Source organism: uncultured Brevundimonas sp. (genome assembly GCF_937870815.1).
Classification (GTDB): domain Bacteria; phylum Pseudomonadota; class Alphaproteobacteria; order Caulobacterales; family Caulobacteraceae; genus Brevundimonas.
This window is the reverse complement of record NZ_CALMZS010000147.1, coordinates 1-21,581: the sequence shown is the minus strand read 5'-3', so window position 1 is coordinate 21,581 and position 21,581 is coordinate 1. Positions and strand designations below refer to the sequence as shown.

25 protein-coding genes are annotated in these 21,581 nt (G+C 71.2%); 8 read left to right on the top strand and 17 right to left on the bottom strand.

The window, feature by feature from the left end:
• Nucleotides 1-199 precede the first annotated feature (199 nt).
• Nucleotides 200-661 (top strand): YaiI/YqxD family protein, encoded by a 462-nt coding sequence (locus Q0588_RS09785; RefSeq protein ID WP_298745769.1) that lies wholly within the window; start codon nucleotides 200-202, stop codon nucleotides 659-661.
• On the top strand, nucleotides 658-1,062 hold the full coding sequence (arfB, locus tag Q0588_RS09780; RefSeq protein ID WP_298745768.1) for an alternative ribosome rescue aminoacyl-tRNA hydrolase ArfB: 405 nt from the start codon (nucleotides 658-660) through the stop codon (nucleotides 1,060-1,062). The genes Q0588_RS09785 and arfB overlap by 4 nt, the downstream gene beginning before the upstream one ends.
• An 11-nt stretch (nucleotides 1,063-1,073) precedes the next feature.
• Here arfB and Q0588_RS09775 read toward each other — a convergent pair whose 3' ends face one another.
• The gene (locus Q0588_RS09775) at nucleotides 1,074-2,282 is read right to left on the bottom strand and encodes an MFS transporter (protein ID WP_298745770.1); all 1,209 of its coding nucleotides are present in this window, start codon (nucleotides 2,280-2,282) and stop codon (nucleotides 1,074-1,076) included.
• Between the two features lie 77 nt (nucleotides 2,283-2,359).
• A complete protein-coding gene (locus tag Q0588_RS09770; protein ID WP_298745767.1) occupies nucleotides 2,360-2,830 on the bottom strand; it encodes a cupin domain-containing protein in 471 nt (156 codons plus the stop codon).
• Nucleotides 2,831-2,878: 48 nt separating this feature from the next.
• Here Q0588_RS09770 and dapE point away from each other — a divergent pair, with 48 nt between their 5' ends.
• Nucleotides 2,879-4,039, top strand: coding sequence for a succinyl-diaminopimelate desuccinylase (dapE, locus tag Q0588_RS09765; RefSeq protein ID WP_298745766.1), 1,161 nt, complete (start codon nucleotides 2,879-2,881; stop codon nucleotides 4,037-4,039).
• Here the strand turns inward: dapE and Q0588_RS09760 are convergent.
• Nucleotides 4,036-4,173 (bottom strand): hypothetical protein, encoded by a 138-nt coding sequence (locus Q0588_RS09760; RefSeq protein ID WP_298745765.1) that lies wholly within the window; start codon nucleotides 4,171-4,173, stop codon nucleotides 4,036-4,038. The two genes, dapE and Q0588_RS09760, sit on opposite strands and share 4 nt — an antisense overlap.
• A 73-nt stretch (nucleotides 4,174-4,246) precedes the next feature.
• Complete coding sequence (locus Q0588_RS09755; protein ID WP_298745764.1) at nucleotides 4,247-5,563, bottom strand: amidohydrolase; 1,317 nt, start codon at nucleotides 5,561-5,563, stop codon at nucleotides 4,247-4,249.
• 105 nt (nucleotides 5,564-5,668) lie between these two features.
• On the opposite strand from Q0588_RS09755, the gene Q0588_RS09750 reads away from it, so the two are divergent.
• Complete coding sequence (locus tag Q0588_RS09750) at nucleotides 5,669-6,970, top strand: MFS transporter (RefSeq protein WP_298745763.1); 1,302 nt, start codon at nucleotides 5,669-5,671, stop codon at nucleotides 6,968-6,970.
• 63 nt (nucleotides 6,971-7,033) lie between these two features.
• Entirely contained in the window at nucleotides 7,034-7,462 is a 429-nt protein-coding gene (locus Q0588_RS09745) for an SRPBCC family protein (RefSeq protein WP_298745762.1), read from the top strand.
• A gap of 3 nt (nucleotides 7,463-7,465) precedes the next feature.
• Here Q0588_RS09745 and Q0588_RS09740 read toward each other — a convergent pair whose 3' ends face one another.
• The 9 genes from Q0588_RS09740 to Q0588_RS09700 form a co-directional block, all read right to left on the bottom strand.
• A complete protein-coding gene (locus Q0588_RS09740) occupies nucleotides 7,466-8,455 on the bottom strand; it encodes a type II secretion system F family protein (protein ID WP_298745761.1) in 990 nt (329 codons plus the stop codon).
• 9 nt (nucleotides 8,456-8,464) lie between these two features.
• Nucleotides 8,465-9,442 carry a type II secretion system F family protein gene (locus Q0588_RS09735; RefSeq protein WP_298745760.1) on the bottom strand — a complete coding sequence of 326 codons (978 nt, stop codon included), beginning with the start codon at nucleotides 9,440-9,442 and terminating at the stop codon, nucleotides 8,465-8,467.
• Between the two features lie 5 nt (nucleotides 9,443-9,447).
• Nucleotides 9,448-11,055 carry a CpaF family protein gene (locus Q0588_RS09730; protein WP_298745759.1) on the bottom strand — a complete coding sequence of 536 codons (1,608 nt, stop codon included), beginning with the start codon at nucleotides 11,053-11,055 and terminating at the stop codon, nucleotides 9,448-9,450.
• Between the two features lie 3 nt (nucleotides 11,056-11,058).
• A complete protein-coding gene (locus Q0588_RS09725; RefSeq protein ID WP_298745758.1) occupies nucleotides 11,059-12,594 on the bottom strand; it encodes a CpaE family protein in 1,536 nt (511 codons plus the stop codon).
• Nucleotides 12,595-12,601: 7 nt separating this feature from the next.
• Nucleotides 12,602-13,264 carry a CpaD family pilus assembly lipoprotein gene (locus Q0588_RS09720; RefSeq protein WP_298745757.1) on the bottom strand — a complete coding sequence of 221 codons (663 nt, stop codon included), beginning with the start codon at nucleotides 13,262-13,264 and terminating at the stop codon, nucleotides 12,602-12,604.
• An 8-nt stretch (nucleotides 13,265-13,272) separates the two neighbouring features.
• Nucleotides 13,273-14,697: a type II and III secretion system protein family protein gene (locus Q0588_RS09715; RefSeq protein ID WP_366872822.1), complete on the bottom strand. Its 1,425-nt coding sequence runs from the start codon at nucleotides 14,695-14,697 to the stop codon at nucleotides 13,273-13,275.
• A gap of 8 nt (nucleotides 14,698-14,705) precedes the next feature.
• A complete protein-coding gene (cpaB, locus tag Q0588_RS09710; protein ID WP_298745755.1) occupies nucleotides 14,706-15,626 on the bottom strand; it encodes a Flp pilus assembly protein CpaB in 921 nt (306 codons plus the stop codon).
• 126 nt (nucleotides 15,627-15,752) lie between these two features.
• Nucleotides 15,753-16,265, bottom strand: a complete 513-nt coding sequence (locus Q0588_RS09705) for a prepilin peptidase (RefSeq protein ID WP_298745754.1) — start codon at nucleotides 16,263-16,265, stop codon at nucleotides 15,753-15,755.
• A gap of 112 nt (nucleotides 16,266-16,377) precedes the next feature.
• On the bottom strand, nucleotides 16,378-16,548 hold the full coding sequence (locus Q0588_RS09700; RefSeq protein WP_298745753.1) for a Flp family type IVb pilin: 171 nt from the start codon (nucleotides 16,546-16,548) through the stop codon (nucleotides 16,378-16,380).
• A 302-nt stretch (nucleotides 16,549-16,850) separates the two neighbouring features.
• Between Q0588_RS09700 and Q0588_RS09695 the strand changes: the two genes are divergently transcribed.
• The 3 genes from Q0588_RS09695 (at nucleotide 16,851) to Q0588_RS09685 (ending at nucleotide 18,352) form a co-directional block, all read left to right on the top strand.
• Nucleotides 16,851-17,264 (top strand): pilus assembly protein N-terminal domain-containing protein, encoded by a 414-nt coding sequence (locus Q0588_RS09695; RefSeq protein WP_298745752.1) that lies wholly within the window; start codon nucleotides 16,851-16,853, stop codon nucleotides 17,262-17,264.
• Between the two features lie 63 nt (nucleotides 17,265-17,327).
• Entirely contained in the window at nucleotides 17,328-17,822 is a 495-nt protein-coding gene (locus Q0588_RS09690) for a TadE/TadG family type IV pilus assembly protein (RefSeq protein WP_298745751.1), read from the top strand.
• Nucleotides 17,819-18,352: a TadE/TadG family type IV pilus assembly protein gene (locus Q0588_RS09685; protein WP_298745750.1), complete on the top strand. Its 534-nt coding sequence runs from the start codon at nucleotides 17,819-17,821 to the stop codon at nucleotides 18,350-18,352. Before Q0588_RS09690 ends, Q0588_RS09685 begins: the two co-directional genes overlap by 4 nt.
• On the opposite strand, the gene Q0588_RS09680 is transcribed toward Q0588_RS09685, so the two are convergent.
• From Q0588_RS09680 to Q0588_RS09665, 4 genes are read right to left on the bottom strand one after another with little or no spacing between them, the layout of a single operon-like run.
• Entirely contained in the window at nucleotides 18,349-19,638 is a 1,290-nt protein-coding gene (locus Q0588_RS09680; RefSeq protein ID WP_298745749.1) for an anthranilate synthase component I family protein, read from the bottom strand. The genes Q0588_RS09685 and Q0588_RS09680 overlap by 4 nt on opposite strands.
• On the bottom strand, nucleotides 19,635-20,414 hold the full coding sequence (locus Q0588_RS09675) for a tyrosine-protein phosphatase (RefSeq protein WP_298745748.1): 780 nt from the start codon (nucleotides 20,412-20,414) through the stop codon (nucleotides 19,635-19,637). Before Q0588_RS09675 ends, Q0588_RS09680 begins: the two co-directional genes overlap by 4 nt.
• A 43-nt stretch (nucleotides 20,415-20,457) precedes the next feature.
• Nucleotides 20,458-20,763: a transcriptional regulator gene (locus tag Q0588_RS09670; protein WP_298745747.1), complete on the bottom strand. Its 306-nt coding sequence runs from the start codon at nucleotides 20,761-20,763 to the stop codon at nucleotides 20,458-20,460.
• Nucleotides 20,764-20,766: 3 nt separating this feature from the next.
• Nucleotides 20,767-21,393 carry a hypothetical protein gene (locus tag Q0588_RS09665; protein WP_298745746.1) on the bottom strand — a complete coding sequence of 209 codons (627 nt, stop codon included), beginning with the start codon at nucleotides 21,391-21,393 and terminating at the stop codon, nucleotides 20,767-20,769.
• Nucleotides 21,394-21,581: the final 188 nt, after the last annotated feature.

The window sequence follows — 21,581 nt, the reverse complement described above, 5'->3', positions numbered from 1 at the left end:
CGCGGGGCAGCCTGTCTCGTCGAAACGGTAAACTCATCCGCAACCGGGCGAGGCCCGGTCGCCCCGCGCCCTCCCCGCCTTTCGCGGCTCACGCCCCGGAAGACGATGACCCGTGCCTGACCCCTGACCCTCGACCCCCGCCCCCCGCCCCTCGCCCCTCGACTTTGACAACCCGATCCCGAACAGCCAGCTAGACCGCATGCCCGCGCCCCGCCTCTTCATCGACGCCGACGCCTGCCCGGTGAAGGACGAGGTCTATCGCGTCGCCGAACGCTACGGCCTCAGGGTCTTCGTGGTCTCCAACGGCTGGATCAACACCCGCCGCGACCCGTGGATCGAACAGGTGGTCGTCGATTCCGGCCCCGACGTCGCCGACGACTGGATCGCCGAACGGGCCGGGCCCGGCGACATCGTCGTCACCGCCGACATCCCGCTCGCCGACCGCTGCCTCAAGGCCGGGGCCCAGGCGCTGAAGGCCGACGGCCGGCCCTTCACCGCCGACTCGATCGGATCGGCCCTGGCCGGACGCCTGGTCGGCGAGCATCTGCGCTCGATGGGCGTGGCCACCTCGGGCCCGCCGCCGTTCGGGCCGAAGGACCGCTCGGCCTTCCTGCAGGCGCTGGACCGGGCCGTGATCATGGCCCGACGGGCGGCCCCATGACCGTCATCCCCGACAGCGAGCTGGAGTTCCGCTTCTTCCGCTCCGGCGGCCCCGGCGGCCAGAACGTCAACAAGGTCGCCACGGCGGTGCAGATGCGCTTCGACGTCCGCAATTCCCCGTCCCTGACCGAGCCGGTCAAGGCGCGGCTGATGAAACTGGCCGGCAGCCGCCTGACCCTCGACGGCGTCATCGTCATCACCGCCGTCCGCTTCCGCACCCAGGAGCGCAACCGCGCCGACGCCGTCGAACGGCTGCAGGCCATGGTCGACAGGGCTTCGGTCGCCCCCGCCTATCGGGTCCCGACCCGCCCGACCCGGGCCTCGAAGGAACGCCGCCTCGAGGGCAAGACCAGACGCTCGACCATCAAGAGCGGCCGGGGCAAGCCGGGCCTGTCCGATTGACCGGCGCGCGTTCAGTCCAGCCGGTCGGCCTTCCTCAGTCCCGGGAACAGCTTCGCCCAGACGCCCGTCGCCGCCAGCGCCCCGAAGCCCCCGAACACGGCCGCCCCGACCGGCCCCAGCAGCCGCACCGTCACCCCGGACCAGGCCTCGCCCAGCTCGTTCGAGGCGCCGATGAACAGCATCGACACCGAACTGACCCGGCCGCGCATGTGATCCGGCGTGGCCAGCTGGATCAGGGTCTGGCGGATGTTGACGCTGACCATGTCCGCCGCCCCGCCGACCAGCAGGGCCAGCCCCGACAGCCAGGCCGCCTTCGACAGGCCGAAGGCCAGGGTGCAGACGCCGAACACCGCCACGGCCGCGAACATCCAGCGCCCGCCGTGACGCACGATCGGGAAGCGGCTCAGATAGACGGCCATGCCCAGGGCCCCGACCCCGAAGGCGGCCCTGAGCAGGCCGAAGCCCTCGGGCCCGACCTGCAGGATGTCCCGCGCGAAGATCGGCGTCAGCAGCGCCACCCCGGCCAGCAGCACCACCACCAGGTCCAGCGAGATGGCCCCCAGCACGATCTTCGTCCGCCACACATAGGCCAGCCCCTCCCTGACCGCCTCGACCGGCGACAGGCCGTGCCCGACCGGCCGCGGCTTGCCGCTGGTGCGGATCAGCAGGAAACAGCCGATGCCGACCAGGAACAGGCCCATGGCCGCGGCATAGGCCAGCGGCACATTGATGCCGACGATCACCCCGCCCAGCGCCGGTCCGGCGATGGCCCCGGTCTGGAAGGCGATCGACTGGGCGGCGATGGCCGGCGGCAGGGCCCGGCGGCCGACCACCATGGGCAGGAAGGCCTGGCTGGCCGGGGCGAGGAAGGCCCGCGCCGCCCCGAACAGGGCCGCCACGACCAGCAGGCCCCACAGCGGCGGCGCGCCGTGCAGGGCCATCAGCAGGAAGCCGCCGGCGCAGGCGGCCTCGACCAGGATCGACACGGCCACGGTGACCTTGCGGTCGCGCCGGTCCGCCATCGCCCCCGCCGGCAGGGTGAAGGCCAGCAGCGGCAGGAACTGGCACAGGCCGACGAGGCCCAGATACAGGCTGGCCTCCTCGATCGGATGGTCGCGGCGGGCGATCTCATAGACCTGCCACAGCAGGGCCGAGGACTGGATCTGGATGCCCAGCACCGCTGTCACCCGCCCCAGCCACAGCAGGCGGAAGTCGCGGATGCCCCAGGGACTCGACGGCTCCCCGTCCGCGGGCGGGACCGGCGGCGTCGGCGGGCCGGTGTCGACGCTCTCGATGCTCACGTGCGCCGGTCGACTTTCGGATAGGGGGTCCCGTCACGATGGAAGAAGCCGGCGGGTCGGAAAATCATGTCGATGTCCGGATAGTCGCCGCTGTCGCCCCCCGGCCTGCGCGTCCCGACCTCCAGCAGCACCGCCTCGGCCCCCGACCGGTTCTCGAGCTTGTGCCCGTTGGCCACGCCCGCCCTGAAGCCGGCGCAGTCCCCGGCCCGGAGCACCGTCTCGCCCTCGTCCTCGACCAGCACCACCTCGCCGGACAGCACCCAGACGAACTCGTCCTCGCCCTCGTGCCAGTGGCGCTGGCTCGACCAGGCCCCGTCCGGCAGGCGCAGCAGATTGACGCCGAACTGGTCCAGCCCGACCGCGTCGCCCAGCCGCCAGCGCCGCCGCGGCTTGCACGGCCCGGCGAATTCCTCGGGATAGCCGGTCCCGTGTCCGGTCGGCGCGTTCTCGATATCGATCTTCGGCATGGCAAGAAGCCTTCTCGCAATCGTCCGAACCCCCTAAAGCACAGGTCCATGAGCGCCGCACCCCATCCGGTCATCGATCCCGTCGAACTGACCCGCGACCTGATCCGCCGCCCGTCCGTCACCCCCGCCGACGAGGGGACGATGGACATCGTGGAACGCCTCCTGACCGGCCTCGGCTTCCACTGCCGGCGGATGCCGTTCGAGGGGGTGGAGAACCTCTACGCCCGGCGCGGCGCGGCCTCGCCCAACCTCTGCTTCGCCGGCCACACCGACGTGGTCCCGACCGGCGCGGCCGAGGCGTGGACGGCCGGCCCCTTCGAGGCCGAGGTCCGCGACGGCGTGCTCTACGGCCGCGGCGCCGTCGACATGAAGAGCGGCATCGCCGCCTGGATCGCGGCCGTCTCGCGGGTGCTGGCCGGGGGCGACCCGCCCGGCTCGCTCAGCTTCCTGATCACCGGCGACGAGGAGGGCCCGGCCCTGCACGGCACCAAACGCGTGGTCGAAACCCTGATGGCCGAGGGCGAGGTCATCGACGCCTGCGTCGTCGGCGAACCCTCCTCCCAGCACGCCCTCGGCGACACCATCAAGATCGGCCGCCGCGGCTCGCTCAACAGCTGGATCACCGTCCACGGCAAACAGGGCCACGTCGCCTATCCCGACCGCGCCGCCAATCCCGCCCCGGTCATCGCCCGGCTGCTGGCCCGGCTGGCCGACCACCGGCTCGACGACGGCTATCAGGGCTTCCAGCCGTCCAACCTCGAGATCACCACCATCGACATCGGCAATCCGGCCGCCAACGTCATCCCGGCCGAGGCGAGGGCGCGGCTCAACATCCGCTTCAACCCGACCCACACCGGCGACGGCCTGATCGCCTGGCTCAACGCCGTGGCCGGCGAGGCCCAGGCCGAAAGCGGGCTGCGCGTGACGCTGGAGCACCTGTGCTCGGGCGACGCCTTCCTGACCGAGCCGGGCCCCTTCGTCACCGCCGTGCAGGACGCGGTCGAGGCCGCCGCGGGCCGCCGCCCCGAGGCGTCGACCACCGGCGGCACCTCGGACGCCCGCTTCATCCGGGCCATGGCCCCGGTGCTCGAACTCGGCCTCGTCGGCCAGACCATGCACCAGGTCGACGAGCGCGTTCCGGTAAGCGAAATCGAGGCGCTGGCGGAGATCTACCGCCGCGTCATCGTCACCATCTTCGACCGCGCCTAGGACAGCAGGTCGATGCCCAGCATCGCCCCGCCGAACATGGCGGCGAAGGCGACGAGGAACCAGAAAATCTCACGCCGCGCGCTGCCCCGTCGCTCCAGGGTCATCGGCGGCAATTCTACCGGCAGCCTGCTCATCGGCCCACTCCCGCATTAACCGGGCGAGGATGCGCTTCGATGGTTGCCGGGCCGTTGAGGAACGTGGTTGCCGCTACGGTCGCTCGAGGAATCGCAGCGCCGTCAACACATGGGCCCGCACCCCGACCGGCAACACCGCCTCGTTGACGTCGAAGGCCGGCGAATGGTTCGGCGGCGAGGTCGCCGGATCGACCCCGTCGGCGCTGGCGCCCAGGTGATAGAACACGCCCGGGACCTCCTGCGACAGATAGCTGAAGTCCTCGGCCACCGTGGTCGGCGGCGCGCCCGGATCGACGTTCCCCGCCCCCGCCGCCGCCTCCAGGACCGGCGCCAGCCAGGCCGACAGGGCCTCGTCGTTGAACACCAGGGCCGCGTTCTGGCGCACGCCGAACTCAGCCGTCGCCCCGTAGGTCTCGGCCACATTGCCGACCGCGATCTCCGTCCGGCGCACCAGATCGTCGCGCTGGGCGATGTCAAAGGTCCTCAGCGTCCCCGACAGCACCGCCCGGTCGGGAATGATGTTGTAGCGCACCCCCGCGTCCAGGGTGGCGATGGTGAACACGGTCGGCGTGGTGGTCGGATCGATGGTCCGGGCGGTCAGGCTGTTGATCGTCTGGACCACGTCGGCCGAGGCGGATATGACGTCGATCCCCTTCCACGGCCAGGCGCCGTGGGTCTGCCGCCCGTTCAGGGTGATGTCGATCCGGTCCGAGGCCGCCATGAAGCCGCGCGGCCGGTACCACATCGCCCCCGGCCGTCCGGGCACGACGTGCAGGCCGAAGATCGCCTCCGGACGCGGATCGGCCAGGGCGCCCTCCTGGATCATCAGGGCGGCCCCGCCGAGCGGCTCGCCCGGAGGCGCGCCCTCCTCCGCCGGCTGGAAGATGAACACCACCGTGCCCGCGATGCGATCCTTCATGCCCGCCAGCACCTCGGCGGCGCCCATCAGCATGGCCACATGGGCGTCGTGGCCGCAGGCGTGGGCCACCGGGACCGTAGCGTCCATATAGGTCCCGGTCGCGGTCGAGGCGAACGGCAGGCCGGTCGTCTCCCGCACCGGCAGGGCGTCCATGTCGGCCCGCAGCGCCACGGTGCGACCCGGCCGGGCGCCGCGCAGGACGCCGACCACCCCGGTCTTGCCGACCCCGGTGCGCACCTCCAGGCCCAGGGCGCGCAGGTGGTCGGCGATCACGCCGGCGGTGCGGGTCTCGGCGAAGCCCAGCTCCGGATGGGCGTGCAGATCGCGCCGCCAGCCGACGACCCGGGGCGTCACCGCCTCGACCGCGGCGAAGACGGCGTCGGCGGACGCCGCGGCGGCCGACTGGGCCTGGGCGGCGGCGGGCAGGGCGAGGGCCGCGGCGGCGGCGGTGAGCAGGCGTCGAATGGTCATGGCGGATCCCCGGGGTCTGGCCCGCACCCTCGCGGAGCCCGGGGCCGTGCGCAAGCCCGGCCGAAGGGGGGTGACCGCCCAGGCGGGTCGCCCTACCTTGCCGCGGTGAACCTCCGCTCCCCCGCCTTCGCCCTGCTGTTCGCCGTCAGCCTGATCGCGGCGGCGGGGAACATGGCCCTGCAGTCGGTGCTGCCGGCGATCGGTCGGGAGTTCCGGCTGTCCGACACCCTGGTGGCGGGCGCCTTCGCCATCTCCGCCCTGATGTGGACCCTGGCGTCGCCGTTCTGGGCCCGGCTGTCGGATCGTCTGGGACGCAAGAAGGTCATCCTGATCGGCCTGTCCGGCTTCGTCGTCTCCATGGGCGGCTTCGGACTGGCGGCCACCTCGGGCCTCGAGGGCTGGCTGGGCGCGGCGCTGGCCTTCGCCCTGATGGCCGTCGCCCGCACCATCTACGGCGTCTTCGGCTCGGCCGCGCCGATCGCCTCCCAGGCCTATGTCGCCGACCGCACCTCGCCGGAGCGGCGCACCGAGGCCATGTCGCTGCTGGCTTCGGCGCAGGGGCTGGGGACGGTCGTCGGCCCGGCCCTGGCCCCGTTCTTCGTCCTGCCGCTGATCGGCCTGGCCGGCCCGATGTACGCCTTCGCCCTGTTCGGCGCCGTGGTGCTGCTGGTCACCTGGCGGCGGCTGCCGAGCGGCGAGGTCGTGCGCAAGCCGTCGCCGGGCGGCCGCCACGGAGACGCCGGCAAGGATCTGTGGAAGGACCCGCGGGTGCGCGACTACCTGCTCTACGGCCTGCTGGTCACGGGCGCCCAGGCGGTCAACATCTCGGTGCTGGGCTTCCACATCATCGACGAACTGGCGGCCTCGGGCATCGCCGCTCCCGCCGCCCAGCCGTTCATCGGCATCGCCATGCTGGCCGGCGCCGCCGCCACCCTGATGGCCCAGTGGGGCCTGATCCCGCTGCTCAGGCTGCAGCCCGCCGACCTGATGCGCTGGGGCGCCGGCCTGGCCCTCGTCGGCAATGTGATGACCATCCTGGCGCCGGGCTACTACGGCGTCGTGGTCGGCTACGCCGTGGTCTCGATGGGGGTCGGCTTCGCGCGGCCGGGCTTCACCGCCGGTTCGTCGCTGTCGGTGGGTTCCCACGAGCAGGGCGCCGTGGCCGGGCTGATGATGTCGCTGGCCGGCCTCAGCTTCCTCGGTCCGCCGGTGATCGGCGTCGCCCTCTACGAACTGGCCGAGCCGGCGCCGTTTGTCGCCAACGCCCTGCTGCTGGCCGCCGCGACCGGCCTGTGCTTCGCCAGCGCCCGGCTGCGGGTCGGCCCCCCGGACCTGCCGGACCGGGACGAGACCCCGTCGCCGGAGACGCCGCCGGCCTCGCAGCCCGGCCCGGAGGGCAATCGCTGACGCCGCGGCCGGGGTTCCCCGGCGGGTCTTTTCAGCGTCGAAAAGCCATGTCAGACCGACGGCATGGAAACCACCCGTATCGAGAGACGCATCGGCGTCCGCGCCCCCCGCGAGCGGATCTGGGAACTGGTCGCCGACCTGCCCGGCTGGGATCGCTGGAATCCGGTGGAGACCACGGTCGAGGGAACCATCGCCTATGGCGGCTCGATCGCCCTGACCGAATCGATCTCCGGCCTGCCGGAGCGCCGCGCCCTCGTGCGGGTCGCCGAATGGCAGCCCTATGCGCAACTGGTCTGGATGGAGAAGCGCGGCCTCTGGTTCAGCGCCATCCGCTATTTCGAGATCGACGAGCTCGAGCCGGGCGGCTGCATCGTCGCCAACGGCTTCATCTTCTCCGGCCTGCGCGGCGAAATGCATTTCGACCGCCACCGCAAGGCCCTGCGCGGCGCGGTCGATGCCGTGGCCGGGGCGCTGAAGGCGGCGGCCGAATAGGGCTCAGCCGCCCTTGGCCATGGTGTCCTGGATGCTGATGATGGCCGGCGTCAGGATGACGATGAACAGCACCGGCAGGAAGAACAGGATCATCGGCACGGTCAATTTGGCAGGCAGGGCGGCGGCCTTCTTCTCGGCGGCGGACAGGCGCATCTCGCGGTTTTCCTTGGCCATGGTCCGCAGGGCCGAGCCGAGCGGCGTGCCGTAGGTCTCGGCCTGGGTCATGGCGGTGGCGACCGACTTGACGCCGGGATGATTGGTCCGCCTGGCCAGCCCCTCATAGGCCATGCGCCGGTCGGGCAGATAGCTCAGCTCGGCCGACAGCAGGGTCATCTCCTCGGCCAGGTCGATGGACGATCCGCCGATCTCCTGGCTGACCTTCTGGATCGCCGCCTCGATCGACATGCCCGCCTCGACACAGATCAGCAGCAGGTCGAGGGCGTCGGGAAAGGCCTGCATGATCGAGGTGCGGCGCTTGGCGATGCGGTTGGCCAGAAAGATGTTCGGCGCATAGAAGCCGATCACCGCCGCGAACATGCAGATGGCCAGCCGGTTGATCACCGGCAGGCCGAAATCGTTCAGGATGAAGACGTAGAAGACCGCCAGCGCCAGCATCACGAACGGCATCGAGAAGCGGAAGAAGTAAAAGGTGGTCAGCGGCTTGGGACCGCGATAGCCGGCCTGGGCCATCTTGTCGGCGACCTTCGGGTCTTCGAGCAGCTTGGTCAGGTTGAGCCGTTCGACGACCCGTTTCTTGAATCCCGAGTCGCTGTGGCGGAGGCCCTGCGGGCCGCCGCCCTGGGCCGCCATGGCCTGGCGCGAGCGCCGCTTCAGCTCCTCGCGCCGCTCGGCCACCGCCTTCATCCGCCCTTCCAGCTTGGCCTCTCCGCCCAGGGAGCCGAGCAGGGTCACCAGGGTGGCGAACACCAGCACGCCGACGCCGATGCTCAGCAGGTTCTGAAGATTGGTGACGAAGCCGATGACGTCTCCCACCTCGCCCCCCTAGAACTTGAACGAGATCATGCGCTTCATCACGAAGACGCCGAGCGACATCATCAGCACCGCGATGAGCAGCATGAACTGGCCGCGGGGCTCGGTGAACAGCTTGCTCATGTAGGCGGGCGTGGTGACGCTGACGAGGATCATCACGGCGGGCGGCAGGGAGCCGATGATGCCGGCGGAGGCCGTCGCCTCCGAGGACAGCGCCTTGATCTTCTCGCCCATCATCTTGCGGGCCCGCAGCACGGTCGACAGGTTGCCCAGCGCCTCGGCCAGGTTGCCGCCGGTCTTCTGCTGGATGCCGATGACGATGGCGAAGAACTTCAGCTCCGGCGTCGGCATGCGCTCGTACATCTTCTCGAGGGCCTGCTGCAGGGTGAGGCCGACCCCGAGACCCTCGACGAGGATCTGGAATTCGGGACCGAGCGGCGCCGGGCTTTCGCGGGCGATGATCTTGAAGCAGTCGTGCACCGGCAGGCCGGACTTGATGCCGCGCACGATGACATCGACGGCGTCGGCGAAATGGCTGGAGAATTTCTTCATCCGGCGTTTGCCGAGGAAGCTCACCACCCAGCGCGGAAATCCCAGGCCCAGGACCACCGAGGCGCCGAGGGCGATCAGGAGGTTGAGGCCGAACAGCAGGGGCAACAGCAGGGCGACGACGCCGAGCACGGCGCTGATGATCCAGAACGTCCTGACGCTGGTCTGCAGGCCGGCCTGCTTCAGCTTCCCGGCGAGGCTGATGCGGGCCTTGCGCTGGGCGCGCTCCGAATCCTGGAGCTGTTTCATGATCAGCTTGCGGCGGGCCTCGGGCGTATTGGCCGCAGCCGCCTTGCGGGCGGCCGTCGTGCTCTGCTTCGGCCCGCCGAAGCTCTGCGCGCGCTTGACCGCGGCCTGCGACGAGTCGCCGCCGCCGACAAAGGCCCAGCCGAGCCCGCCGATGGTGATGAAGGCCAGAACCGCTGCGAGGATCGGAAGCACGCCGGCTACTCCGCCGCGTCGAGGGCTTCGGCCAGTTCGCGCTCCAGCCCGTAGTAGCGGGCACGGTCCCAGAACCGGGGCCGGGCGATGCCGGTCGACCGGTGACGGCCGATGATCCTGCCGTTCTCGTCCTCGCCGGTGATCTCGTAGACGAACAGGTCCTGGGTGACGATGACGTCGCCCTCGAGGCCGACCACCTCGGTGATGTGGGTGATGCGGCGCGAGCCGTCGCGCAGGCGCGCCGCCTGGATGATCACGTCGACCGAGCCGACGATCATCTCGCGGATGGTCTTGGAGGGCAGGCCGTAGCCGCCCATGGTGATCATCGACTCCATCCGGCTGATCGCCTCGCGCGGGCTGTTGGCGTGCAGCGTCCCCATCGAGCCGTCGTGGCCGGTGTTCATGGCCTGCAGCAGGTCGAAGGCCTCGGGCCCACGGACCTCGCCGACGATGATCCGCTCGGGGCGCATGCGCAGGCAGTTCTTGACCAGGTCCCGCATGGTGATCTGGCCCTGGCCCTCGAGGTTCGGCGGCCGGGTTTCGAGGCGGACGACATGCGGCTGCTGCAACTGAAGTTCGGCGGCGTCCTCGCAGGTGATGACGCGCTCGGTCGGATCGATGAAGGCGGTCAGGGTGTTGAGCAGCGTGGTCTTGCCCGAGCCGGTCCCGCCCGAGATGACCAGGTTGCAGCGCGACGCGCCGATGACGCCGAGGACGCGCGCGCCCTCCGGACTGATGGAGTTGAACTCCACCAGGTTCTTCATCGTCAGCTTGTCCTTCTTGAACTTCCGGATCGTCAGGGTGGCGCCGTCGATGGCCAGGGGCGGGGCGATGACGTTGACGCGGCTGCCGTCGGGCAGGCGGGCGTCGCAGATCGGGCTGCTCTCGTCCACGCGGCGGCCGACCTGCGACACGATCCGCTGGCAGATGTTCATCAGCTGGGTGTTGTCGCGGAAGCGGACATTGGTCAGCTGGACCTTGCCGCCGACCTCGATGAACACCCGCCCGGCGCCGTTGACCATGATGTCGGCGATGTCGTCGCGGGCCAGCAGCGGCTCCAGCGGGCCGTAGCCGAGCACGTCGTTGACGATGTCCTGGACCAGGTGCTCCTGCTCGGCCACCGACATGGAGACGTTCTTGATCGCCACCAGTTCGGCGACGATGTCGCGGATCTCCTCCGACGCGGCCCTGGTGTCCAGCTGCGCCAGCTGGGCCAGGTCGATGGTGTTCATCAGGGCGTTGAAAATCGTCGTCTTGGTGGCGTGGTAATAGTCCGACTGTTCGCGGACGATCTCGGCCACGGCCTGGGCCTTCTTCAGCTGTTCGAAGCCGGGCGTCGCCTTGGGGCCCGGCGCGTTCTTGGGCGGCGGGGGTTCAGCGGCCGGCCTGGGGCGCGAGGCCAGGGCGTCGAGGCGGTCGGCGGCCTCCGAAGCGGGTTTGGCGGTGTAGGATTCGGCCCGGCGCTCCTCCCGCTCCAGCTCGGCGACGTCGCCCCCGAAGGCGAACGCCTGGGTCTGGACGCCCGCCTCCGGCTGCGGGCCGGCGGGCGGCGCGGGGGCGGGACGCGGGGCCGCCGCGGCGGAGCCAGGCTGACCTGTGCGCTTGCCGAACACGCGTCAGGACTTCTTCTTGAACAGACCGGAGAACATCGACCTGGCCTCGCCCTTGCCGCCCTTGGCCTTCGGTCCGGTCAGCACCGGCAATTCCCGCCGCGAGACGATCTGGGCCAGCATCTGGAAGGCCTCGGCGGCCTTCGACTTGGCGCCCGAATCGAGGATCATCTGGCCGTTGTTCGCCGCCGCCCCGAACACCTTCGGATCGAAGGGGATGATCAGGCTGGGGTGGACGCCGAGGGCGGCGCCGAACTCCTTGGCCGGGATTTCCGGGCGTCCGGGCACGCCGACCTGGTTCAGCACCAGCCTCGGCGGCGCGTCATTGGGGCGCCCCTGGCGGATCAGGTCGATCATGTTCTTGGCGTTGCGCAGGCTGGCCAGATCGGGCGTGGCCACGACCACCACCTCGTCGGCGGCGATGAGGGTGCGGCGCATCCAGCCGGACCACAGGTGCGGCAGATCCAGCACCACGAACGGCGCGGTCGCGCGAATCCGGGAGGTGACCTCCTCGAAGGCCTCGGGCGAGATGTCCCAATCGGCGTCCAGCGTGGCCGGCGCCGCGAACAGGCTCAGCTTGTCGGTGCAGCGGACCATCATCCGGTCCAGCAACACGGAATCGAGACGATCGGGCTGGCTGAGCGCGTCGGCGACCCCGTTCAGCGGGTCCTGGTTGAAGTCGAGGCCGGCGGTGCCGAACGGCAGGTCATAGTCGACGATGACCGTATTGGCGCCGACCCGCTCGCTCATGGCGTAGGCGGTGTTGTGGGCGACCGAACTGGCCCCGGCCCCGCCGCGCGCGCCGACGAAGGCGATCGAGCGCCCGACGAAGGGCTGGGCCGGATCGTTGAACAGGCCGCCGATGGCGGCGATCAGCTGCAGCGGCTGCAGCGGCGCGACCAGATATTCGCTGACGCCCCGCCGCATCAGCTCGCGGAACAGGAGGATGTCGTTGGTGGCGCCGATGACGACCACCTTGGTGCCGGCGTCGCAGACCTCGGCGAGCTGGTCGACCTCCCACAGCAGGGTCTGCGGGTCCTTCAGGCATTCGACGATGATCAGCGGCGGCGTCGGCTCGTGCTGATAGGCCTCGACCGCGGCGGCGACGCCGCCGACGCGGATCTGGGTGGTGGCGCGGGACAGCCGGCGGTCCTGGCCGGCCCGTTCGGCCGCGGCGAGGGTGTCCTGGCGCTCGGCGAAGACATGGATGGCGATGCGCGGGACCGACACCTCGGGCCCGCCGCCCAGGACCGGCGGCGAAAAGGCCGCCGAGGCGCCGGCGACGAGGTCGCCGACCGGATTGAAGCCGGCCGCCGCCGGCGTCGGCTCGTCGGGCCCGGCCGGGGCGGCGGAATAGGCCGGAGCCGGGCCGGCGACGGCCGGCGGCGTGAACTGGAGCGGCGGCCGCGCCTCGTCGTCCGTCAAGCCGCCGCCGTCGGCCGGGCGGGGGGCCCCGCCCGGGCCGGAGGCGACAACATACCCCATCTCGAGATCGAACTCGTCCTCGAAATCGTCGAGCGGTCGGGGGAAGGCGTTGGTCATGGCGGGCCTATTCCACGGCTCGGGCGATACGGCCCTCGACCAGCGGCTCCTGCGACGCCGAGGTGGGTTCGCCGCGACGGTAGTCGTCGAAGACCACGGCCGCGCGGCCGGAGTCCGGAGGGCTGATCGGGCGAGGGCCGACGATGTCGCGCGGGTCCGCGATCTGGGCGGCGAGGTTGGCGTTGATGGCGCAGCCCAGACCTATCGAACTGTTGTTCGAGAAACGGTTTTCCATGGCGCGGGGTTCCGCGGCGCAGTCGGGGATCGCGGCGCGCACGGTTTCGAAGCCGGCGAGGACCGGGGCCCGGGGATCCGGCGCGGCGTAGGAGCCCACCACGATGCGCTCGGCCGGGAGTCCGACGGCCTGCAGCGCGGTCCGCACGGCCCAGGTCTGGCGGGCGGCGGCCGGGTCGTCTCCCGAGGGGCCTTCGATCCGCACCACCCCGGCGCCGGACGCGAGATAGCGGTCCGCAAAGTCGCCGAGCGCCGCCTGCTGGGTCGCCGACAGGCCGTTTTCGTGCACGGCCAGGGCGATGCGGTCGAGGCCCGGCTCGACCCTGAGCGCATAGCGCGACAGCGGCGTGAGCGGCGGACCGCCGGCGCCGCCGGTGGGCGCGCAGGCGCCGAGTCCGGCGGTCGCGGCGGCGGCGAGGAGAAGGGCGCGCAGCATCGGAGGCCTCATTCGATCACATAGCCCACGGGGCCGCTCCAGCCCGCGTCGGCGGCGCCGGCGGCGACATTGGCGCGGCCGTAGTGCTGGTTCAGCTGTCCGAACAGGATGGTCTGGGCGTCGTTGGCGATCTGCAGGCCGTCGGCAGGGGTCTGCATCCGGCCGGGCGACGTCGGCGAGACGATGTAGGCCTCGACGATGATCACCAGTTCGGTCTCGCCGGAGAGATAGTCGCGCGACCGGAACAGGGCCCCGAGCACGGGCAGGTCGCCGAGGCCGGGCAGCTGGTCGATGTTCTGGCGGGTGTCCTCCCGCAACAGGCCGGCGATCATCAGCGAACCGCCCGAAGGCAGCTCGACGGTGTTCGAGGCGCGGCGCACGCTGAGGCCGGGAATGACCAGGGCGGCGCCGCCGGCGGCGCCGCCAAGCGTGAAGGCGCCGAGGGACGTCAGCTCCGAGACTTCGGTCGACAGCTGAAGGGAAATTCGCCCGGGAGAGAGCACGATCGGGCGCACCGCCAGCCGTACGCCATAGGGCTTGAACTCGATGGACACCTTGACGCCATTGTCTCCACTTTCCTGGCCGACGGGCACCGGGAACTCGCCACCGGCGAGGAATTCGGCGTTCTCGCCGTTGGCGGTGGTGATGTTCGGCTCGGCCAGGATACGGACCAGCCCGGCCCGTTCGAAGGCCCGCAGCGAGCTGTTCAGGCTGCTGCCGTCGCCGGCCGAGTCCTGGTAGTTCAGGATGCCGCCGCCCAACTGGTTGCCGGACACGGCGAAGGTCGCGGCCTGGGTCAGGGTCAGGCCGTCGCCGACGCTGTTCAGGACGGCGGTGGCGTCCAGCCCCAGCTGCTTCACCGCGGTGCGCTGGACCTCGACGATCCGGGCGCGGACGGTGATCTGGTCGGAGCCCTCGATGGTCATCATGTTGATGATCTTTTCCGGGGCCGAGACGAAGGCGCGGGCGACGCGACTGGCGCGATCGGCCTCGCCCGGGCTGAACACCGTCCCGGTCAGGATGACACTGTCATTGACCGCCTCGGCATGGACATCGGCGCCCGGCATGACCCGGCTGAGGGTGTCCTGCAGGGCGGACACGCCGGCGTCGACGCGGATGCGCAGCGACAGGATGGTGCGGCCGGCGTTGTCCAGCACGACCGCGTCGGTCTCGCCGGGCGCGAGGCCGATGATGGTGATGCGGCGCGGCGAATGCAGCATCGCCTCGGCCACGACCGGATTGGGCACGATCACGTCGCGGGCGTCGGCGGGCAGGTCGACGGCCATCGACGAACCGCGCGGCAGGTTGATCAGCTGCGATTGCGCGCCCATGGAGACGGCGGCCCGGGTCTGGGCCTGCGCCGGCAGGGCGGACGGCGCCGCGCCGGCCAGCAGGGCCGCGACGGCGACGGCGACGGCGACGGCACGCGTCACTGGGCGCTTCATTGGACCACCACCACTTCCGGCGCGCCGCCGCGATAGACGCGGACGGCCGAGGATTGGCGCGGCCCCGCGGAGACGCGGCCGGACGGGCCGCCGGTGTCGGCGTAGGACCTCAGGATCAGGCTCAGCTCGCCCTCGGACTTGGCGAGGGCCAGCGCCTCGGCGTCGCGCGGGCCGACCTCGAGGGTGGCCGTCGCGCCGATCACGGTCTGGGCGTCGTCGCCGGCCCGGGTCGACTGGTCGATGGCCAGCACCTTGATGTTCTGCATCACCGTGGCCGAGGTGAATTTCGAGCGGTCGCCCTCCGACGTCCCCATGTTGCCGAGGTTGGTCTCCCGGGTCAGCACGACATCGACCCGGTCGCCGGGAAGGATGAAGCCGCCGGCCGCGGTCTCGACGGTGACGCGGATGGCCATGGCGCGCATGCCCGGCTCCAGGTAGGCGGCCATGTAGCCGCTGTCGCCGGCGCGCACGATCTTGCGCATGACGATGGGTTCGCCGGCCAGAATGGTCTCGCGCACCACCGAGCCGACATAGTCGGCCTTGGCCCCGCCGGTGGCGAGATCGGTCGCGGCGCGGGTCACCGCGGCGACGGCGCCCTGCGGCCGGGCCTCGTCCTTGTCCGCGGCGGGCGGGCGGCGGGCGGCCGGAATCGGCGTCGCGCCGTCGGTGATGAAGGCGGGATTGACCTGGTCGACCGGCCATTCCTTCCAGTCGAGGTCCGACTCGTCGAGCCGGCGGCCCGGCTGCAGGTCCTTGGCGGCGACCAGCACCCTGGCCATCGGCCGCGCCTCGACCGGGGCGGCGGTGGCGACCGCGGTCGGTTCCCCGGAAGGCGATCCCATGGCGCGCACGACCAGGGCCAGGCCGATGGCGGCCACGGCGGCGACGCTGATCACGATGATACGGGCGGGCTTCATCGACTGTCTCCGGCAGGGCCGGCCGGACCCTGATCGGTCCTTCGGCCCCCTACCGTTAACGAACATGGCGCGGGCGGGTTAACGCGGGCCTAAGTGCCGGCCGGCCGATTCGCCCCGCGCCCGGTCTCAGGCGGCGAGGAAGGCGGTCATCAGCGGCGAGGCCGGCCAGGCGACCAGCGCCCCGGCGGCGATGGCGACGCCGTAGGGGATGTCGCCCTTGGGCTCCATCAACTGGATTAGCCAGCCCGGTCCGCGGGACGCGTAGGGCTGGAGGTGCGAGCGGGCGAGCAGCAGCAGCAGGCAGAAGGCGCCGCCGATCACGGCCGTCGACAGGACGAAGACGCCGGAGCCGGACACGCCGAGCCACAGACAGGTGGCGGCCGTCAGCTTGACGTCGCCCCCGCCGAGGAAATTCAGGGCGAACAGGCCCATGCCGATCAGCAGGGCGGCGGCGGCCACGCCGAGGTGGATGGCGATGTCCGCCGGCGGGAGACCCAGCAGCAGCGCGGTCGGAAAGAAGCCCAGAATGAGCAGGCCCGAGATCCAGTTCGGGATCTTCATCGTCGTCAGGTCCTTCAGCCCGGCCACGATGACCAGGGCGGGGAGGACGGCGAGCAGCACCAGTTGCAGGACTTCCATCCGGCCAGCCTGCCCGGTGGACCTTTAAGGCGGGGTTGCCGGCGAGCCGCAAAAGCAAAGGGCCGGAGCGTTTCCGCTCCGGCCCTCGCCAGGTTCAGGACGCTGACGACGCTTAGGTGGCGCCGATGGCGGTGGCGACCTTGTTGAACTGGGTCGAGATGTTGGTGCCCAGCGCGGTGACGGCCGCGATGATCACGACGGCGATGAGGGCGGCGATCAGGCCGTATTCGATGGCCGTGGCGCCCGACTCATCGGACATGAACTTCGAAATGAACTTCTTCATGGTCATGGTTCCTTTGCAGACGAGGAAGCGAGCTACTAACGCGGGGGGAGCCGGTAGCCCGCCTGACCCCCAAAACGCACGGTCGTTATCACCCATACCGGTTAAGGGGCGGTCGCTGGTCATGGTTACCGGGGGATTTACTGTAAAACCTCCCGGATCAACCGTCGCCATTCCCTGTTTCGACGCGACCTTGCGCTTGATCGAACGGTATTGGCGGCGGGGGGTTTCAAACTTTATTGAGGTTTCGCGGTCAGGTTCGCGTTCACGCTCCCGCGCGCTCGCTCTATGGACACACCGCCCCCATGACCCGCCCCGACCCCCTGCTCATCGCCCTCGGCGCGACCGCCCTGCTGGCGGCCCCCGGCCTCGCCCTGGCCCAGTCGGGGCGCGTCAGCGTCGAGATCGACCAGGCGCAGCGGGTCCAGCTGCGCGGTCCGGCCGGTTCGGTCATCGTCGGCAATCCGGAGATCGCCGACGTCACCGTGGTCGACGCCAACACCCTGTTCATCACCGGCAAGGGCTATGGGGTGACCGATGTGGTCGCCGTCGATCAGATCGGCCGCACCCTGTTCCAGAGCCAGGTCGTGGTCACCGCCGGCGACGGGGCCGGCCGCGTGCGCATCTGGCGCGGCCCGCAGGCGACCGAGATGGCCTGCGCCGCCTCGTGCTCGCCGTCCGTGCGGGGAACGAGCGGGCCCGCCCCCGCCTCGGAATAGGCCGTCATGACGCCGCGCCGCCGTCGCTGGAGCCCGGGTGGCCGCCCGCCGCGGGCCGGCTTCATGCGTAATCGCGACGGTTCGGCCGCCGTCGAATTCGCCCTGGTGGCCTTGCCGTTCTGCTTCATGATCTTCGCCGTCCTCGAGGTGGCGCTGATCTTCACGCTGGACTCCGTATTGGAGAACGCGGCGATCGACACCGGCCGACTGGTGCGCACCGGACAGGCCAGCGCCCAGGGCATGACCGCCACCGAGTTCAAGGCGCAGCTGTGCAGCCGGATGAGCATTTTTTCCGGCGACTGCCCGGCCCGGGCCAGCATCGATGTCCGGGTCATCCCGCAGTTCGATACGACGCCGCCCGACCCCCTGGCCGGGGAAGGCTTTGATCCGAGCAGCCTGACCTACGCCAACGGCAATCCGGGCGACCTCATCCTGGTGAGGGTCTGGTACCAGCATCCGCTGCTGACCACCTTCCTCTCGCAGGGCCTGTCACAGATCGGCGACCGCACGGCCGTGCTGACCGCCACCACCGCCTTCCGCAACGAGCCGGCCGGATGAGGCGCGGTCTGATCCGGCGCCTGACCGGCGACGAGCGCGGCGTCTCGGCCATTGAATTCGCCATGCTGGCGCCCGTGCTGATCGCCTTCTACATGGGCATGACCGAATTCTGCCAGGGCTTCATGGCCCAGAAGCGGATGGGTCACGTCTCGGCCGCGGTCGCCGACCTGATCGCCCAGGAAGAGACGGTCGCGCCGGCGACCATCGACGACATCTTCGCCATCGGCGGCCTGATCATGAAGCCGTTCCCGACCACGACCCTGCATCAGCGCGTCTCGAGCGTCAGCCTCACCTCGGGCGAGGCCACGGTCGACTGGAGCCGCGCCGACGGCATGACCGCGCGGGCGGTCGGCTCGACCATGACGCTGCCGGCCGACCTGGTGGCGGAGGGGGAAAGCGTCGTCGTGGCCGAGGTGACCTATGACTACGACTCGGCGGCCGACTATCTGATGCCCGGCCTGACGCGGTTCTCGCAGACCTACTATCTGCGGCCCCGGACCGCCGACAAGACCGCCTGCCCGGCCTGCTAGACCCCGGTCAGGGCCTCGCGGAGGGCGAGGATCTTGACCTCCGTCTCGGCCAGCTCCGCCGCGGGATCGCTGTCGGCGACGATGCCGGCCCCGGCCAGGGTCCGGAAGCGCCAGCGCCCCGCCGCCCGCTCGAACGCGGCCGTGCGGATCAGCACCGAGGCGGTCAGGGCCCCCGCGTCGCCGATGTGGAACAGGCTGCCGCACCAGGGGCCGCGCGGCCCCTCGTGGGCGGCGATGACCTTCATGGCCTGGTGCTTCGGCGCGCCGGTGATCGAGCCCGGGGGGAAGGCGGCGGCCAGCAGGTCGGCGACGCCGGCGCCGGGCCGGGCCGTCGCGGCCACGGTCGAGACCAGGTGGTGGACGGTGGGGTGGCTCTCGATCCCGAACAGCCGCTCGACGGCGACCGTGCCCGGCTCGGCGAGGCGCGACAGGTCGTTGCGCATCAGATCGACGATCATCAGGTTCTCGGCCCGGTCCTTGGCGCTGGCCGCCAGCTCGGCGGCGAGAAGGGCGTCGCGGCGCGGGTCGGGGTGGCGCGGACGGGTGCCCTTGATCGGCCGGGTCTCGATGCGGCGGCTGGCCGGATCGAAGGTCAGGAACAGTTCGGGCGAGTTGGAGACCAGGGCCCGCCCGCCCAGCCGCCAGAAGGCCCCGTAGGCGGCGGCCCGGCCGGCCAGCCGCAGCAGGACGTCGAACGGATCGGCGCCCGGATTCAGCGCGCCGGTCCAGGCCCGGGCGATATTGGCCTGGAACAGCTCGCCGGCGGCGATGCGGGCGACGACATCAGCCACGGCCGCGAGATAGGCGTCCGGCGCGGCCTCGGGGGTCAGGGCGGCGGCGGGCGGCGGCGGCGCGGCGGCGGTCCCGGCCCCGTCCAGCCACCTCGCGGCCCGGTCGGCGGCGCGGGCCGCGGCGGCGGCGTCGACGCCCCGGCCGGTGACCGTCACGGTCCGGGTGGGGTGGTCGAAGGCCAGCATGGCGGGGTAGCGGGCCAGCATCAGGTCGGGCCAGACCGGCGGACGCGGTCCGGTGGCCGGACGGGCCCCGGCGTCGTAGGCGTAGAGGCCGACGACGCCGCGCGCCAGGGCTGGATCGCGCAGCCGGTCGAGGCCGGCCGTCTCGTCGGTCCAGTCGGGATCGGCGGCGACGAAGGAGCGCCGGCCCAGCGGCCCGCCGTCGGAGAGCAGGGCCAGCGCCCCGTCGCGGTCGCTCAGGCCGGCGGCGACGGCGAGGGGGTCGCGCCACGGACGGAGCCGGGTCGCGGTCGCCGGCAGGGGCTGGATCACGCCGCCAGCCGCTCGCCGATGCGGTCGCGCAGGGCCGCGTCGACGCCCAGCGCCTGTTCGAGGTAGCCGTCGATGGAGCCGTGGCGGGCGGCGATCCCGGCCAGGGCCGTCTCGAGATAGGCCGGTTCGACGCCGAGGAAGGCGACGACGGCGTCATGGGCCGCGGGCCGGCCGGTCAGGGCCTCGAGCTGGCGGGCCACGGCCGGGGCGCGGCCGGGGAGATCGACGGCGGCGTTGGTCAGCAGATAGTCCTCGATCATGTCGTCGCGATGCACGCCGAGCAGGTGGTGGGTCAGGGCGGCGAGCAGGCCGGTGCGGTCCTTGCCGGCCGCGCAATGGATCAGCACCGGCCCGTCGGCCTCGGCGAGGACCCGGAAATAGCGGGCGAACAGGTCGAGATGGGCGGGCTCGAACGGCAGGGCGCCGTAGGTCCCGGTCATGAAGCGGCGGCCGGAGTCGACGGTCAGGTCGGCGCTCTTGAGAAAGGTCACATGGGGGGCCTCGCGGCCGTCGTCGCGATCGCTTTCGATGACCAGACCCGAGAACCCCGCAGGCCGGCGCGAGGGCTGGTCGCGGCGCTCGCCGGGACGGCGCAGGTCGACGACGGCGGCGAGGCCGAGGCCGGCCAGCCGCTCGAGATCGGCGGCGGTGGCGCGGGCGTGATGGGCCGAGCGGAACAGCCGGCCGCGGGCGATGCGGCGGCCCGCGGCCGAGGCGTAGTCGCCGTAGTCGCGGAAATTGTCGAGGGCGTCGAAGCGCTGGATGCGGCCGGTCATGCCGCCTCTCTAGACCACGTCCGCGACGCTTCCCACCATCGCGTCAGCCGCCCCTTCCGACCAGGCCCTGCAGGGCGTCGAGATAGGCGACGAAGGCCTTGCGGCCCGCCTCGGTCATCGACGCCTCGGTCAGGGGCTTGCGGCCCTCGAAGCGTTTGACCACCGCCACGAAGCCGGCGTCCTCGAGCTTTCGCAGATGCACCGACAGATTGCCGTCGGTGGTCTGGAGCTTTGTTTTCAGCTCATTGAAGTTCGCAGAACTGGCCCCGGCAAGGAAGGCCATGATGCCGAGCCGGACGCGTCCGTGGATGACATCGTCGAGGCGGGCGATATCGAAATCGTCGGCCACGGTTCAGGCCTCAGCCGCGGGTTCCTGGCGCATCAGCACCAGACCGGGGAGGAGCGCGGTGGCCACCATGAGCGCGGCGAAGGCGAGATAGATGTTGGTGTCGCCGACCAGGGCGCCGAACAGCACCGCGCCTCCGTACGACAGCAGGCCTGTCGCGGTCATCCAGCGTCGGCCGGAAACGGCGGCCGAAGCCATCCACGCGGAACCATAGGCGGTGGCGACGATGCTGGGCATCGCCCACATCATGGTCCAGTCGCCGGTGCGGAAGCCCACGGCCATCAGGCTCAGCCACATCACGAAGATGCCGAACCCGAGCCCCGACCATGCGACGCCGACCGCCTTGTTGGCACGAGACCCGTAGCCGGGCTTGCGGCTGGCGCGCCGGATCAGAAGGGTCAGGGCGATGGCGAAGAGGACGCCGGCTCCGAGCCAGACCCACAGCTGAACCATCGGATCGACGACGAGGGCGCCGGACTGGATCGCCCACTGAATGAAGTTCGCGCTTCCGAAGATGACGGCGGCGGCGACCAGGACGGGGCCGTTCAGCAGAGGCGCGTCGCGGCCCTCCTCGGCCAGTTTGCGCATCCAGGCGATGTCGGCGGCGGGGTCTTCGATCTTCTCGGTCATCATCGGCGTGATCCCTGTCGGCGGCGGCCGGCGAACGGCCGCGGTTCAATCTGGCCTGAGTATGCATCAAGTACTTTGCATTGTAAAGTACATTGTGAAGGTCAGGCGGAGGGTCGGGGAGGGCGCGGGGCGACCGGGCCTCGCCCGGTTGCGGATGAGTTTACCGTTTCGACGAGACAGGCTGCCCCGCG

Coding starts and splice junctions, on each gene's coding strand:
- Q0588_RS09685 (WP_298745750.1), top strand. CDS start 17,819: ATGAGGCGCGGTCTGATCCGGCGCCTGACCGGCGACGAGCGCGGCGTC.
- cpaB (WP_298745755.1), bottom strand. CDS start 15,626: ATGAAGCCCGCCCGTATCATCGTGATCAGCGTCGCCGCCGTGGCCGCC.
- Q0588_RS09760 (WP_298745765.1), bottom strand. CDS start 4,173: ATGAGCAGGCTGCCGGTAGAATTGCCGCCGATGACCCTGGAGCGACGG.
- arfB (WP_298745768.1), top strand. CDS start 658: ATGACCGTCATCCCCGACAGCGAGCTGGAGTTCCGCTTCTTCCGCTCC.
- Q0588_RS09675 (WP_298745748.1), bottom strand. CDS start 20,414: ATGACCGGCCGCATCCAGCGCTTCGACGCCCTCGACAATTTCCGCGAC.
- Q0588_RS09665 (WP_298745746.1), bottom strand. CDS start 21,393: ATGATGACCGAGAAGATCGAAGACCCCGCCGCCGACATCGCCTGGATG.
- Q0588_RS09755 (WP_298745764.1), bottom strand. CDS start 5,563: ATGACCATTCGACGCCTGCTCACCGCCGCCGCCGCGGCCCTCGCCCTG.
- Q0588_RS09725 (WP_298745758.1), bottom strand. CDS start 12,594: ATGACCAACGCCTTCCCCCGACCGCTCGACGATTTCGAGGACGAGTTC.
- Q0588_RS09770 (WP_298745767.1), bottom strand. CDS start 2,830: ATGCCGAAGATCGATATCGAGAACGCGCCGACCGGACACGGGACCGGC.
- dapE (WP_298745766.1), top strand. CDS start 2,879: ATGAGCGCCGCACCCCATCCGGTCATCGATCCCGTCGAACTGACCCGC.
- Q0588_RS09700 (WP_298745753.1), bottom strand. CDS start 16,548: ATGAAGAAGTTCATTTCGAAGTTCATGTCCGATGAGTCGGGCGCCACG.
- Q0588_RS09690 (WP_298745751.1), top strand. CDS start 17,328: ATGCGTAATCGCGACGGTTCGGCCGCCGTCGAATTCGCCCTGGTGGCC.
- Q0588_RS09705 (WP_298745754.1), bottom strand. CDS start 16,265: ATGGAAGTCCTGCAACTGGTGCTGCTCGCCGTCCTCCCCGCCCTGGTC.
- Q0588_RS09745 (WP_298745762.1), top strand. CDS start 7,034: ATGGAAACCACCCGTATCGAGAGACGCATCGGCGTCCGCGCCCCCCGC.
- Q0588_RS09695 (WP_298745752.1), top strand. CDS start 16,851: ATGACCCGCCCCGACCCCCTGCTCATCGCCCTCGGCGCGACCGCCCTG.
- Q0588_RS09785 (WP_298745769.1), top strand. CDS start 200: ATGCCCGCGCCCCGCCTCTTCATCGACGCCGACGCCTGCCCGGTGAAG.
- Q0588_RS09720 (WP_298745757.1), bottom strand. CDS start 13,264: ATGCTGCGCGCCCTTCTCCTCGCCGCCGCCGCGACCGCCGGACTCGGC.